Annotated in this window: 11 protein-coding genes and 1 pseudogene; 7 read left to right on the plus strand and 5 right to left on the minus strand. The window is 68.9% G+C overall.

Annotation, left to right across the window (positions count from 1 at the left end):
- A complete protein-coding gene (mhpA, locus tag ABT369_RS47095) occupies positions 1-1,572 on the plus strand; it encodes a bifunctional 3-(3-hydroxy-phenyl)propionate/3-hydroxycinnamic acid hydroxylase MhpA (RefSeq protein ID WP_350623271.1) in 1,572 nt (523 codons plus the stop codon).
- Here mhpA and ABT369_RS47100 read toward each other — a convergent pair.
- Positions 1,569-1,835 (minus strand): PfkB family carbohydrate kinase, encoded by a 267-nt coding sequence (locus ABT369_RS47100; RefSeq protein WP_350623356.1) that lies wholly within the window; start codon positions 1,833-1,835, stop codon positions 1,569-1,571. The two genes, mhpA and ABT369_RS47100, sit on opposite strands and share 4 nt — an antisense overlap.
- On the opposite strand from ABT369_RS47100, the pseudogene ABT369_RS47105 reads away from it, so the two are divergent.
- A pseudogene (locus ABT369_RS47105) lies at positions 1,786-2,004 on the plus strand (tyrosine-type recombinase/integrase); the annotation flags it as partial. The gene ABT369_RS47100 and the pseudogene ABT369_RS47105 overlap by 50 nt on opposite strands.
- 192 nt (positions 2,005-2,196) lie before the next feature.
- Positions 2,197-2,649: an SUKH-4 family immunity protein gene (locus ABT369_RS47110; RefSeq protein WP_350623273.1), complete on the plus strand. Its 453-nt coding sequence runs from the start codon at positions 2,197-2,199 to the stop codon at positions 2,647-2,649.
- Between the two features lie 617 nt (positions 2,650-3,266).
- Here ABT369_RS47110 and ABT369_RS47115 read toward each other — a convergent pair.
- Positions 3,267-4,418 (minus strand): helix-turn-helix transcriptional regulator, encoded by a 1,152-nt coding sequence (locus ABT369_RS47115; protein ID WP_350623275.1) that lies wholly within the window; start codon positions 4,416-4,418, stop codon positions 3,267-3,269.
- On the opposite strand from ABT369_RS47115, the gene ABT369_RS47120 reads away from it, so the two are divergent.
- The gene (locus tag ABT369_RS47120) at positions 4,356-5,249 is read left to right on the plus strand and encodes an alpha/beta fold hydrolase (RefSeq protein WP_350623277.1); all 894 of its coding nucleotides are present in this window, start codon (positions 4,356-4,358) and stop codon (positions 5,247-5,249) included. The two genes, ABT369_RS47115 and ABT369_RS47120, sit on opposite strands and share 63 nt — an antisense overlap.
- A 333-nt stretch (positions 5,250-5,582) precedes the next feature.
- On the opposite strand, the gene ABT369_RS47125 is transcribed toward ABT369_RS47120, so the two are convergent.
- Entirely contained in the window at positions 5,583-5,921 is a 339-nt protein-coding gene (locus ABT369_RS47125; protein WP_350623279.1) for a helix-turn-helix domain-containing protein, read from the minus strand.
- Positions 5,922-6,069: 148 nt separating this feature from the next.
- Between ABT369_RS47125 and ABT369_RS47130 the strand changes: the two genes are divergently transcribed.
- On the plus strand, positions 6,070-7,497 hold the full coding sequence (locus ABT369_RS47130) for a DUF6745 domain-containing protein (RefSeq protein ID WP_350623281.1): 1,428 nt from the start codon (positions 6,070-6,072) through the stop codon (positions 7,495-7,497).
- A 311-nt stretch (positions 7,498-7,808) separates the two neighbouring features.
- Here the strand turns inward: ABT369_RS47130 and ABT369_RS47135 are convergent, their stop codons facing one another.
- Together ABT369_RS47135 and ABT369_RS47140 are read right to left on the minus strand one after the other, a co-directional pair.
- On the minus strand, positions 7,809-7,967 hold the full coding sequence (locus ABT369_RS47135) for a hypothetical protein (RefSeq protein WP_350623283.1): 159 nt from the start codon (positions 7,965-7,967) through the stop codon (positions 7,809-7,811).
- 1,238 nt (positions 7,968-9,205) lie between these two features.
- Positions 9,206-9,418 carry a hypothetical protein gene (locus tag ABT369_RS47140; protein ID WP_350623285.1) on the minus strand — a complete coding sequence of 71 codons (213 nt, stop codon included), beginning with the start codon at positions 9,416-9,418 and terminating at the stop codon, positions 9,206-9,208.
- 352 nt (positions 9,419-9,770) lie between these two features.
- Here ABT369_RS47140 and ABT369_RS47145 point away from each other — a divergent pair, with 352 nt between their 5' ends.
- Together ABT369_RS47145 and ABT369_RS47150 are read left to right on the plus strand one after the other, a co-directional pair.
- The gene (locus tag ABT369_RS47145) at positions 9,771-11,039 is read left to right on the plus strand and encodes an ABC transporter substrate-binding protein (protein ID WP_350623287.1); all 1,269 of its coding nucleotides are present in this window, start codon (positions 9,771-9,773) and stop codon (positions 11,037-11,039) included.
- Between the two features lie 32 nt (positions 11,040-11,071).
- The gene (locus ABT369_RS47150; protein WP_350623289.1) at positions 11,072-12,049 is read left to right on the plus strand and encodes a carbohydrate ABC transporter permease; all 978 of its coding nucleotides are present in this window, start codon (positions 11,072-11,074) and stop codon (positions 12,047-12,049) included.
- Positions 12,050-12,051 lie beyond the last annotated feature (2 nt).

The following is a 12,051-nucleotide window of genomic DNA, read 5'->3' on the forward strand; positions in this document are numbered from 1 at the left end:
ATGCATCCTGACGTCATCGTGGTGGGCTGCGGGCCGGTCGGCGCGCTCACCGCCAACCTGCTCGGCATGCGCGGCGTGCGCACCCTGGTCGTCGAGCGCAGCACCGCGGCGCACCAGCAGCCCCGTGCGTTCTCCTGCGACGACGAGGCGCTGCGGGTGTACCAGCAGGCCGGGCTGCGCGACGAGGTGGCCGCCGACATGTACCCCCCGCCGGTCGTCGACTACGTCGACGGCAGCGGCAGGCCCTTCGCCACGATCGCCCTCGACGAGATCGACTTCGGGCTCGGCAGCGCACCCCTGCACTTCTTCGACCAGCCGCGCCTCGAGGCGTCGCTGCGCGCGGGCTTCGACCGGTTCCCGCACGTCACCCTGCGCACCGGCGTGGAGCTCACCGACCTGACCCCGGACGGCGACGGCGTCACGGTCGGGCTCCGTGACGTCGCGACCGGCGAGGCCACCACGGTACGCACCCGGTACGTGCTGGGCTGCGACGGCGCCCGCAGCACGACGAGGACCGCCGCCGGCATCCGGCTCGTCGGCGCGTCGTACGAGGAGCCCTGGCTGGCGATCTCCGGCGACGTCGGGCCCGGCGGGGTCCGCCAGCCGCGGACCCGGTTCGTCTGCGACTGGCGGCGTCCCGCGTTCGTCTCGCCGGGCGCCTTCGGCACCCATCGCCTGGAGTTCATGCTCCGCGACGGCGAGACGCCGGAGGAGATGAGCCGGCCGGAGACGATCGCCCGGCTGGTGGCCCCGTACGTCGATCCGGAGCGCTTCACCGTCACCCGCGCCGTCGTCTACACCTTCCACCATCTGATCGCCGAGCGGTGGCGCAGCGGACGCGTGTTCCTGCTCGGCGACGCGGCTCACCAGATGCCGCCGTTCCTGGGCCAGGGCCTGTGCAGCGGCCTGCGCGACGCCGCGAACCTCACCTGGAAGCTCGCGCTGGTCCTCGACGGCACGGCGGGCCCCGACCTGCTCGACACGTACGAAGCCGAACGGCGCCCGCACACCGAGGAGATGGCGGTCACGAGCGTCCGCTTGGGCAGGGTGTTCCTGGTCCGCAACCGCTACGCCGCCGCCGCCCGCGACGCGGTGCTCCGCGCCGCGCAGCTCGTGCCGCGGGTCCGCCGGTTCGTGCGTCACTTCGAGTTCAAGCCGGCCCCGGCAGTGCGGAGGGGCATGATGTCCGGTGGCGTACACAAGGGCCCGATCGGCACGATGTTTCCCCAGCCGGAGGTCACGACCCCGGGCACAACGACCCCGCGCCTGCTGGACGACGTGCTCGGCCCGGCCTTCGCGGTGATCGGCCCGGGCGTCGACGCACGGACGGCGGCCGCCTGGGCGGGGCCCCCGGCGACCTTCGTCCGGGTCCTGCCGGCCCGTTCGTCGGGCTCCGCGAGCGGCCCGGCCCACGACGTCGTCAACGTGGTCGACGTCAACGGCGTGCTCGGCGAATGGTTCGACCGGCATCGGGTGGACCTGGCCGTGCTGCGCCCGGACCGCTTCGTCTACTCCACCGCCGCGGACGCCGTGCCGCTGCGCTCGGAGCAGCCGCGCGCCACAACCGTCTAGATCCCAGCGCCAGCAGGGTCGAGCCGCTCCTTCTCCGCCGCCTGGGCGCGCTCCAGTCGGTCGATCTGGGCCTCCGACGGCGCCGAAGCGGCGGCTCCGAGGACCGGGGTGGCCAGTGCGCCCGCAACGCACGCGCAACGCACTGCCGCGACAGGAGACGCCGCTCGTGCCCAGGCCGAGGCAAACACGCCGGCGAAGATGTCGCCGGCCCCGGTGGAAGCGCTCGGGTTCGAGCACCTACGCCGCCACGACCTGCGACACACCGGATTGACGTGGCTCGCCGACGCAGGGGTGCCGGTCCACGTTCCGCGGAAGATCGCCGGGCATGGGTCGATCACGACGACGCAGCGCTACCTGCACCCTGATCACCGCTCGATCGAGGACGCCGGAACGGCCCTGAGTGCCCATCTTGCGGCCCGCCGGCACGCAGGAGCTCGATCCGTACCGTACCGTGCTGCAACTGGCGAGCTTCGCGACCCAGCCGGACGCCTGGTGGGCGAGCACCGGCTACGCCCTCGCCCTGTTCGTCGAGCTCTACCGCAACCTCAAGAGACCGCGGCAGGGCAGCCAGAGAAGCGGCTATGAACCAGCGCTTCGGAATCTAGAGCTTGTCGAGGAATCGTCATGGAACTTCTCCGGTACGGAACCGAAGAGGCGCGGACCGCGGGATTGCAGGGGGAGGAGCTGGAGATCCTGACCAGCCAAGGTATTCCGCTGGACTGCTCGTGGCTGTTCGTAAGTGCCGCCCGCCTGGAGCGGGCAGGCGAACTGGTTCCGCTTGGAAAGCTCTGGAGTGAGGAATACGAGGCGCGCCTGAACTTGATCAGCCGCCAACTCGACGCGATCCATCGGGAAAGCGGAGAATTGACGCCCCTGAACTCGTCGCTCCGCCAGTTCGTGGCCATTTTAGTGCCGTACTGTGAATTCATCGAAAAGCGAGCGCTCGTAGATGAGCAGGACGGGCGGGCGTTGGTGCGCATCGAGGCGGAGGGTGGTGAATTGCGTAAGAGGCTGTACGAGGTGGATCCACTTACTCGCAGTGCAGGCTGGTGGTCCGGAGTCCTGGGTGAACTGTGATCGTCGATCCGCCGGCCGGTGGGGTCGATGCCGCTCACGGCATACGGCTCCGGACCGGCAAGTAGTTCTCGGCCGGTATCCCCTTGTTATGGTCGCACCCGTTTCGGTCCTTTCACTGATTGTCGCTACTCGACGCTGACCTGCCAAAATACTCATGGTGACGGCTCTGGCCTTGTCGCAGATTGGCGTCCGTTTGCGGAGTTTTCGGGGTAAACGAGGGGTGCGATCCTGACCGTTGGCGCGGGCCTGGTGGTGTGGGGGTTCTTGCCGGAGGCCCGAGTCGAACCCCAACTACATGATCGTCCTCCGCGAGGAACTGCGATTGGTTTAAGGCGAGGCTCTGTGGGTCGGACGGTCGAGTCAGCCACTCTCCGTAGCGACTCCGGCGAGCAGTGAGCGCGAGTGTTTCGCAAGAAGCCGATGAGCGTGCGTCGACCCCTGCTTGGGGGCGCTGCCACGGCTGCTGCTCCTTGCCGCGTCGATGACGAGCGGCATCCTCGCTCACAACTCGTCGTTACGGAGGCAGGAGAGCTGGGCCGCGTAGATGGCGCTCATCTCGTCGTAGTGTCGTGCGAGCAGTCGGAGTTCATCGGCGCTGTGGAACCTGATGACCTCGGTTATCGTTCTGCCGTACGACGTCCGTGCCGGTCTGAGCCGTATCGCTCGACGAGTGCGTTGCCGATCGAGGCCAGGTGGTCTCGCACACCCGGAGGGCCGGTCACCTCGATCCATGCGACCAGCCCGGCAAGCTCGCCGGCGAGGATGAATTCGTCGTTGCCGCGGATCACGACCTCGATGCGGCCGTCGGTCGTGGAACCTCCCACCTCGAGCCGATCGCCGAACCCGATCCGGAGCACGCCTATCCCGTGGGGCGCGCACATCGCCCGGGCCTCGAGGGGTGTTCGCTTGCGTTCGACCTCGTCCGCGATCGCGCGCCAGCTCTCGGCAAGGTCGAAGTCATCGGGCCGGTGCACGGGATCGCCGGTCGGGTCGACGGACGACACGCGGTCGATCCGGAAGGTCCGCCGACCGGCCTCGGTGCTGGAGACGAGGTACCACGACGGGCCTTTGGCGACGATGCCCAGCGGGTGGACGGTTCGCTCGGTTTCGCTGCGTTCGCGGTCGACATAGCCGAGCCGGACCTGGACGCCGCGGATCACCGCGTCCTGGAGCTCGTCGAGGAAGCGAGGCGGTCGGGGCTCGGCCCGGCTCGACCCCCATCGTTGCGGGTCCATGACGAGCGACGACGCCGCCGCCTCGGCCTGCGCCCGGAACGGCTCCGGCAGGGCATGGACGAGCTTGCGCAGCGCCGCTTTCACGGCCGGCGTGGCAGACGAGGCCGGGCCGGCGACCAGGAACAGGGCGCGGGCCTCACTCGCGGTCAACCCGGACAGGTCGGTGCGGGCGCCGCCCACGAGGCGCCAGCCGCCGCCCCGGCCCTGCACGGAGTACACCGGCACGCCGGCCATGCCCAGGGCGTCGAGGTCGCGGCGGGCGGTGCGTTCGGAGATCTCCAACTCCCGGGCGACCTCCGCTGCGGTCACCTGCTCGCGACGTTGCAGCAGGAGGAGGATGGCCATCAACCGGTCGGCTCGCACCCGGGCAACACTGCCACGGAAACCGGTCAGGAGGTGACCGGTATCGGTCGGCATGATGCCGGCATGACAATCGATTTTCCCGAGCCCACCCGCATTTCGGTCAACGGTGTGGAACTCGAAGTCTTCGAAGCCGGCCGGCAGAACGCGGGGAACCCCATCGTGCTCTGTCACGGCTGGCCGGAGCACGCCTTTTCCTGGCGCTATCAGGTGCCGGCCCTGGCCGCGGCGGGCTACCACGTCATCGTCCCGAACCAGCGGGGTTACGGCAGCTCGTCCCGTCCCGCCGAAGTGACGGACTACGACATCGACCACCTGTCGGGTGACCTCGTCGCCCTCCTCGATCACTACGGCTACGAGGATGCCACCTTCGTCGGCCATGACTGGGGCGCATTCGTCGTCTGGGGCCTGACCCTGCTGCACCCGAACCGGGTCAACGGCGTGGTAGCGCTGAGCCTGCCCTACCAAGAGCGCGGAGAGATGCCCTGGATCGAGGTCATGGAGGCCGTGCTCGGCGCCGACTTCTACTTCGTCCACTTCAACCGGCAGCCGGGCGTCGCCGACGCCGTGTTCGAGGAGAACACGTTCCAATTCCTTCGGAACCTGTACCGGAAGAACGTGCCCCTCGCAGAGCCTCAACCGGGCAATGCGTTGATCAACCTCGCCAGAGCGGAAGCCCCACTCGGTGAGCCCGTCATGAGTGACAGCGAACTGGCCGTCTTCGTCTCCGCGTTCGAATCAACAGGGTTCACGGGCGGAATCAACTGGTACCGAAACCTGGACCGCAACTGGCGCCTGCTGGCGGACGCGGACCCGATCATCCGACAGCCCACCCTCATGCTCTACGGCGACCGCGACACGGTCGCGAGGGCTGCAAGACTGACGGAATTCGTGCCGAATGTGGAAGTGGTCAGTCTGGACTGCGGTCATTGGATCCAGCAGGAGAAGTCGGAGGAAACGACCGAGGCGATTCTGAAGTGGCTGGACCAGCGGGATGCCGCCTAGGGTAGTGGCCGCTGACGAGGTTGACCTCACGATCCTGCCGAGAGTCGAGCGATTCACCGGGGTCGCGTTCGTGCGGAACACCCCCGCGCCCAGGAATCCATCGACGCGGCCTGGTGCGCCGCCACCGCAGCGTCAATGACCGTTGCATCGAGGGCGATGACATCGATCACCTCGGAAGCATACTGGGCGGTCGCGCTCGCCCACGGCACCACACGCGTCCTGCCCGCCGGTACCTACCTGCGGCCAACTCGCCGACATCACAGGCAGGTTGGCAAAGCCTCAGTGCCGTGGGGAAGTGCAGCCCGGTTTGCTGGCCCCGGCGATCGTCTCGCCCTACGACGCCTCGGCCCGCGATGTCCGCCATGGGCACATCATTGCCTGGGAGGGCTCTCGGCTCGTCGTCGACCCGCGGGGCTTGGCGTGAGTGGCCGTCGGGCAGTGGTGCGGCGCGCCCGAGCGGTCGCGTAATCCGGCGATACCTTCGTCCTGGCAGCGGCGCAGCCACTTATAGAACGTCTGCCTGCTGATGCCGTAGTACCGGCAGGTCCGGGCGACGTTGCCGGTCACTTCCTCGGCATGGCGCAAGACCGCCAGACGATGCTGCGCCTGGCGGTCTAGCTTCTGTTCGGGTGCACGGAGTCTCCAGCGATCGGAGACCCAAAGTGTCAACAACGTCCGGCAGTTTTAGACCTAGACGCTACGTCCACCCGATAGCCGAGCACCGTGCCGACGTGGAAGCCCGACCTTCAGGACGGCGCGTGACATCGACAACGGACGGTATCCTGATGCTGCACACCTCGTACCGGAACGGGGGGCCGCCATGCCGGATAGGGTCGACGCACTTACCGATGCGCAGCGCGAGACATTCGCGCCGTACGTGCGGGACTGGATCGAACGGGGCACGGACTGCGCACCGCTGGATGACGCCGGACGGGCCGAGGTGGTGGCCGGCATCCGCCGCTGCTACGAGGCGGCCGGGCTGCCGTGGCACGGCAACGTCGTCTGGGTCGGCTCGCCCGTTGTCGGCGCCGCGGCCGTGACGCAGGCCGTGGTCCGGATCGAGCGATTTCGTAACCCGCCGCCGCCCCTGACGAGGCCCGCGCCCCGCCGGCGCCGTGTGGGCGAGATCGTCCGGATCGGCGCCGCGGTCGGCGTCGTGGCCGGGTTCCTGGCCGCCGCGCTCGCCGGCACCTGGGCGGGGGTCGCCGTCTATGCCGGCCTGGCCGGTGCGCCGGCCGTCGTGGGCGCGATCGTCGGCGGCCTCTTCGCTGTCGCCGCGGTGGTGGGCTCGAACTCGCGCAGCAAGGCTGACCCGAGCGTGCGCGTCGCGCTGCTGGGGCTCGTCGGGACCGTGGTCTTCGCCCTGGAGGGCGCGGCGATCGGCGCCTGGCTCAGCGGCGTGCAGACCGGCTTGGGCAGCTGGTTCGGGCCCGCGGCCGGGGCCGGGCTGCGCTGGGGCCCGGCCGCGGCGGTGGCCGGCGCTGTCGTCGCGGGGGTGGTGGCGGCGTGCACCCGGGTCGTGGTGCCCGAGCCGCCGCGCCCGCAGGCGCCCGAGCCGGCCCTCGACCGGACCGCCGAGCGGATCCGGGACGCGGTGCCGAAGGCGGTCCGCGTCGCGGTCGACACCGCGACTGGCGACGCCGTGCGCGACGAGGTCGCACGCGCGGCCCACGACCCGGTCCGGGTCGCCCTGCGCGGCCTGCACACCACGACTGAGAACGTCGTCAACGCGAGTCTGGATGACTACGACGATGTGCCGCTCAGCGCCGACGAGCGGCTGCTGCGCCAGACCGTCGTCGGCGTCGCTGATCGTCTGGTGACCGCCGTCGCCGGACCGGCCGGTCCGGCCCAGTCCGACACACCGGGCTTCGTGAAGACGCCGCGCCTGGCCGAGGCCGTCAGTCCGCACGTCGGCGGCGCCTACGCGGCCAGCCTGCTCGCCGGCCCGCTCTGGCTCCGCGAGCATGCCGGCCTGCGGTTGCCCGGCAACCTGTGGGAGCTCGCCGACGCCTACGCGGACGCCGGCCGCGCCGGATGGTGGTGGCCGAACGCGGACTTCGTCGTCATCAGCGAACGCCCACGGGAGATGTCCATCGTGGAATCCGACGACCATCTCCCGCAGCTGCACCGCGAGGACGGCCCGGCCCTGCGCTGGTCCGACGGGGTCACCGCCTGGTGCACGCACGGCCGGGCGGCCGACCCGCCGGACCGGATCGACTACGCCAGCGGGGCACTGACCGGGATCTGAAGGTGCCCCGCGGCATCGGGACGACCGTCTGCAGCCGGCGGACGTCCCGGCCGGCCGGCATGCCGAGAACGGCGAGCGCCACCAGTGCCGCCATGATCGAGCTGCCGACGACTACCGGTTGCACGGCCGGCGTCGCCGGTGCCGATCCACCCGCTTGAGACCACATGGGTTCTCGATGGGGCCTCGATTGCAAGATCGTCTCCAGGATCTCTCCCGATCTTGCCGCCGAGGGAATCGGCTCCGCTGCCCCTCGATGCGAACTGCCGGCCCGGCGGTCCCGTGATGGCGGTCTGAGGTCAGCCGGTGTGCGCTCAGTCACTGGTTGCGAGCACTGTCAGCATCTCCGACACGATCGGCAGGACGAACGCGCCCAGGGCCAGCAGGATGATTGCACTCGTCGCCGCGGCGGCGGCGAATGTCCACTTCAACCAGGGCTCGATCGGTTCGTCGCCGCCCCAGAGACGCCACATGCCACCATCGTCCGCAGGTAGCACCGGCCGGTCAACTGCGCCGGGGCGCGATACCGGCCGTCGGCCACTGACCTGGCGTTGCGGTGTCCGCGGCGTTGGCAATACCGGAGGAACGCCACCCGGTATGGACTTTCGGCACGGTGTCCCGGTGGGGTGTCGTCCGAGGTCAGACGGTTCCGCTGAGGTTGATTCCGGTCGCTGCGGTACCTCGCTGCTGTACAGGGGCTGGTCCTGGCGCGGGCAGGTGTGGTCTGGCTGCCTCTGGTGTTGCGGCGGGAGGCCGCGACGGACCTTGGCATCCCGGAGCGTCGGGTCCAGGACGGGTTGCCCTGCCCGCCGGAGGCATCAAGCGGGACACGGCGGCCGCCATGTCCCCACTAACGCGGCCCGGGGAGCGTGCGAGGGGTACGCCAGTGTTGCAAGCGAGGACAGCGTGTCACTTGCTGGCCGTGGTGGTTCTTCTGCTGGTAGATCGTGCGACGCTTTCTGAAACGACAACGCGGATTGGAATTGTGGTGCGCGGTCGGAGGTCCCGGAGTCGGGCAAGCAGGCAGGCAAGCCGCGTCCTGTTGCTGGTCATGGCCGTCGGGTGGACGGTTGCAGGTTTGTTGACCGGCTGGGCTGCCTTGGACGAAGCGCGCGGTGGAGTGGTCGACGCGGAGGTTGTCGGCATCAAATGGAACGATGCTGGGCGACGAATGTATGACGTCAGGTTCGACGTGGCCGGGCGTGCGTGTGAGTCCTATATGGACTCCGGCTCCAAGCCGCTGCCTCGTGACATCCACGTCGGTGGACACTCACGCCTCCAGTATTCTGCGTCGGACCCATGCAAGAAGGTGCGGGAGGCCATCGCTGGGGGTCCTTGGCCATTCCCAATCATCCGCGCGGCCATAGCCGGGGGTTGCCTGATCGGAGTGTGGCGTCTTCGGCCGGATCCGATCCAGCCGGCGACTGCAGGGCCCCCGGGCGAGCGCCGCCAAGCCTCGTGAGTCCGTAGGAGCCCGACGCAGTCTGCGACCGTCCGCATGCCCAGTGTTCACCTACCGGTGAGCGCTGGGCATCGTCGTGTGTGGCAGAGGGTGTGCAGCGGCCCGAAGGGCCGCCTTGAGACGTATGGAAACTCAGCGCCCAGGCAAGGCGGTCACCGTCGGGTGTGGCCTTCGAGGTGGTCCCCAAGGCCGAGTAATGGGGTCTGTGATGTGGGCCCGTCGCGATGTGCTGTTCCGGGCGTGGCTAGGTCATGGGCTTGCTGTTGGTGTGATGAGTTGGGCGAGGTCGTGGGCGGCTTGCTGGCGGCGTTGGGCGTTGATGCGGGTGTAGTAGCGCATGAGGGTTGCGGGGCCGTGGTCGAGGCGTTCGGCGACTTCGGGGATGCCGTAGCCGAGGTTGAGGAGGTTCGAGGAGAGGAGGTGGCGGATCTGGTTAGGTCCGATCGGGCGGACGTGGCTCAATAGTTGCCGAGCGGACAATACGAATGTTCTCCGTAATTCGGGCTTTACAGGACCAAAATGAGCGGGCTACAGTTCCCAGAAGTTGGGCCGCTTCCGTGAGATGCATCGCGGGCCGGCGCCGACTGCCGCCGCGGAGGCCGGGTGCACTGCGCTGTTGATCGCATTGCATGAAGCCGTCGTCCTGCTAGCGCCTCCGCCGCGGCCTCGCGTCCGTGCCCGGTCGACCGGGCCGGCGACGGCCCCCTGGGCCGACCCCCCCGGATTCGGTGACGCGCTCGTCGTGCGGCGATGCCGTGCCCTCATTCCTGCGCATCCGATCCTGCCAGCAGTCCGAACACCTGGAGGAGTTCCGATGCGTACCCGCCGGCCCGCAACGCTGATCGCGCTGATGCTGGGCTGCCTGGCGCTGGTCGCCACGACGGTAAGCGCGTGCGGTTCCGCCACGCCGGGCCAGACGCAGCTCGTGGTCGAGATCTTCGGCGACCTGGGCTACCACGACCTGTACACCAAGTACGAACAGAGCCATCCCGGGGTCAAGATCGTCGAGCACATCGTCTCGTACGACGACCACCACAAGAACCTGCAGGCGCACCTGCTGGGCGGATCGGGAACCGGCGACATCGAGGCCATCGACGGCGGCTACATCTCGCAGTTCAAGGTCATGTCCGACAAGTTCGTCGACTTCAGGGACTACGGCGCCGACCCGGGCCAGTGGCTGCCGTGGAAGTCGCAGCAGGCGACCGGCCCCGACGGCAGCCTGATGGGTCTGGGAGCGGACGTCGGCGGCCTGGCGATGTGCTACCGCCGGGACCTGTTCGCGCAGGCCGGCCTGCCGACCGACCGCGACCAGGTGGCCAAGCTGTGGCCGGACTGGCAGTCGTACATCGCGACCGGCAAGCGGTTCAAGGCCAACACGCCCGGCGGCGTGGCCTGGTTCGACTCCGGTTCCAACATCTTCAACGCCATCATCGGCCAGGCGCCGGTCGGCTACACCGCCCCCGGCAACAAGGTGGTGGTGGCGGACAATCCGGCCGTCAAGAACGCGTTCGACCTCGCGGTCGAGGCCGTGCAGGCCGGCGAGTCGGCGAAGCTGGCGACGTTCAGCCAGCAGTGGAACGCCGGGTTCCAGCGGGGGTCGTTCGCCACGGTGGTCTGCCCGGCGTGGATGACCGACACCATCAAGCAGAACGCGCCGCAGACCAGCGGCAAGTGGGACATCGCCACGATCCCCGGCGGCAGCGGCAACTGGGGCGGCTCGTTCCTGACCGTGCCGAAGCAGAGCAAGCACCGCAAGGAGGCCGCCGAGCTCGCCAGGTTCCTGACCGCACCCGAGCAGGCGAGCTGGATCTTCCGCACCCAGGGCCACCTGCCCAGCCAGGCCGCGCTCTACAACGACCCGGCCGTGCTGGGCAACACCAACGCGTTCTTCAACAACGCGCCCACCGGCCGGATCTTCACCGGGGCGGCGAGGACCCTCCGGCCGCAGTACCAGGGCCCCAAGGACGGCGACATCGGACCGCTGATCGGCCTCGGGATCACCCGGGTCGACAAGGGCAAGCAGCAACCCGGCCAGGCGTGGGACCAGGTCCTCAAAGACGTCGCGAACGCCACCGAGCCGTAAACACCGAGCAGCAGAAAGGAAGGACGAGCCTGATGGCAGTCATCGCACCTCCGCCGGTGCGAACCGAGCGGCGGGAGACCGCGCCGGTCAAGGCCGAGCGGTTGTCCCACCTGCGCCGCACGTTCGACGTGAGCGGCACGCCGTACCTCTACATCGCACCGTTCTTCGTGGTGTTCGCGGCGTTCGGGTTGTTCCCGCTGCTCTACACCGGCTGGATGGCCATCACCCAGTGGAACCGCGACATCCCCGGCAGCGAGCACACCTTCGTCGGGCTGGGCAACTTCGTGCGGCTCATCCACGACGACTACTTCTGGAACGCGCTGCTCAACACCGTCGCGATCGGCGTGCTGAGCACCGTGCCGCAGTTGCTGCTGGCCATGTGGATCGCCCACCTGCTGCATCGCCGGATGCGCGCCCGCACCCTGCTGCGGATGGGCGTCCTGCTGCCGAACATCACCTCGGTGGCCGCGGTCGGGCTGATCTTCGCCCAGCTGTTCGGGCGGGACTTCGGCCTGATCAACTGGGTGCTCAGCCTGGTCGGGCTGGGCAAGGTCGACTGGCAGTCCGGCACCTGGCAGTCGTGGCTGGCGCTGGCCGTCATCCTGACCTGGCGCTGGACCGGCTACAACTCCCTGATCTACCTCGCCGCGCTGCAGGCTGTGTCGGACGACCTCTACGAGGCGGCCGACCTCGACGGCGCCGGGCAGTTCCGCAAGTTCCGGACCATCACCGTCCCGGCGCTGCGCCCGACCATCATCTTCAGCGTGATCATGTCGACCATCGGCACGATCCAGCTGTTCACCGAGCCACTGATGTTCAACCCGGGGATGAGCCCGACCGGCGGTGACTCCCGCGAGTTCCAGACCCTCGCCATGTACGTGTACGAGCAGTTCTGGACCCACGGCAAGTACTCCTACGCCGCCACGGTCTCCTGGGCCATGTTCATGATCATCGTGCTGGCGGTGGGTGTGAACTACCTGCTGTCCCGACGCATCCGGAGCTCCGCATGACG

Origin of the sequence: Dactylosporangium sp. NPDC000244 (assembly GCF_040300725.1) — a bacterium.
Taxonomy (GTDB): Bacteria; Actinomycetota; Actinomycetes; order Mycobacteriales; family Micromonosporaceae; genus Dactylosporangium.

Excerpts from the sequence above, each read along its gene's own strand:
- ABT369_RS47130 (WP_350623281.1), top strand. The coding sequence starts at position 6,070 with ATGCCGGATAGGGTCGACGCACTTACCGATGCGCAGCGCGAGACATTC.
- mhpA (WP_350623271.1), top strand. The coding sequence starts at position 1 with ATGCATCCTGACGTCATCGTGGTGGGCTGCGGGCCGGTCGGCGCGCTC.
- ABT369_RS47150 (WP_350623289.1), top strand. The coding sequence starts at position 11,072 with ATGGCAGTCATCGCACCTCCGCCGGTGCGAACCGAGCGGCGGGAGACC.
- ABT369_RS47135 (WP_350623283.1), bottom strand. The coding sequence starts at position 7,967 with ATGTGGCGTCTCTGGGGCGGCGACGAACCGATCGAGCCCTGGTTGAAG.
- ABT369_RS47145 (WP_350623287.1), top strand. The coding sequence starts at position 9,771 with ATGCGTACCCGCCGGCCCGCAACGCTGATCGCGCTGATGCTGGGCTGC.
- ABT369_RS47110 (WP_350623273.1), top strand. The coding sequence starts at position 2,197 with ATGGAACTTCTCCGGTACGGAACCGAAGAGGCGCGGACCGCGGGATTG.